Origin of the sequence: Chromohalobacter sp. 296-RDG (assembly GCF_029889885.1) — a bacterium.
Classification (GTDB): domain Bacteria; phylum Pseudomonadota; class Gammaproteobacteria; order Pseudomonadales; family Halomonadaceae; genus Chromohalobacter.
Map to the genome: position 1 here is coordinate 1 of NZ_JARANY010000218.1, position 1165 is coordinate 1165.

Annotated in this window: 2 protein-coding genes; both read right to left on the bottom strand. The window is 63.3% G+C overall.

The features are described from left to right. Positions 1–139 precede the first annotated feature (139 nt). Positions 140–838, bottom strand: coding sequence for an ATP-binding cassette domain-containing protein (locus OP495_RS18010; protein WP_280571147.1), 699 nt, complete (start codon positions 836–838; stop codon positions 140–142). Then, on the bottom strand, positions 835–1165 hold a 331-nt coding region (locus tag OP495_RS18015), incomplete at its 5' end, for a PhnD/SsuA/transferrin family substrate-binding protein (RefSeq protein WP_280571148.1). The genes OP495_RS18015 and OP495_RS18010, both read right to left, overlap by 4 nt.

Here is a 1165-nt window from a genome sequence, read left to right on the forward strand (position 1 = left end):
GCCCAAGGGTCGTGGGTAGTGATCGCGAGATCGGCGAATGGCAGTAATACCAGACACAGCGCAATCAGCCCTAACGAGCGCCGGGCGAGGCGTAGATTGAGGGAGTCTCCGGCGAGCAGGCCTGGTGCGCGTTCGGCACTCATGCCGGCTCCGATTGGGCATCGGACGAGTGGGCGTCAGGATAGAGCGTGTCGAGATCGTCGAGCGTCAACTCGCGCGCCGGCGCATCGAGTATCAGTTGGCCGTCGCGCAGGCCCCATACGCGATCGAAATGCGTCAACGCGAGTTCGCGCTGATGCAGCGCGATCACGCAGGTCGCGTGCTGGTTCTGAATCATATGCAGTAGGCGACGTGCCTGGTGCGGGTCGATGCTGGCGACCGGCTCGTCGCCGAGAAATACTTCACGCGCCTGATAAAGCGCCCTGGCGATGGCCACACGCTGGCGTTGACCACCGGAGAGTTGTACAACGGGACGTTTGAGCAGTCCTTCGAGGCCCAGCTCGCCGCATAGTGTCTGGATGCCGCGCCAGGCGTCGCGTTGCGGGCGCATTAGGTTGATGAGGTTGGCGAGTGCGGAGTGGCGTTCCAGGCGGCCCATGTAGACGTTGTGATAGACCGACAACGGCGGCACCAGGCCATGCTCTTGCGGACACCATGCCGCGCGGTGGCCGAGGCGCTGGCGCAAGCCGGCCAGCAGGGTAGATTTACCCACTCCGCTGGGGCCGAGCAAGGCCACTCGTTCGCCGGCCTGAAGTCCTAGCGTGAGATCGGCGAGGACGGTGTGGCATGCATGACCCAGCGCCTCGCCGTCGAAGCGCACGAGTTCTTCTACACTCAACGCAGCAGGCCTAGTTTCTCGCCGACGTCTTCGATGGGTTGATAGTCGTCGTTATCGGCGGGTATGAAGCCCTGACGAGGGAAGCTCTCGAGCAGCTCGGGGTCGTGCATGTCGAGCAGTGCCTGACGCACCTTATCGGTAAAGCCGTCGCCATATCGGTCATCGACGTCGCCACGCACGGTCCATTGATAGTCGGGGTAGGTCGGCGTCTTCCAGATCACGTCGACCTTGTCGGTATCCACGCGTCCATCGGCGACGGCGGCGTCCCAGACCTTGAAGTTGACGGCGCCGATGTCGTAGGTGCCCGCTTCGATCCGGGCGATGGTA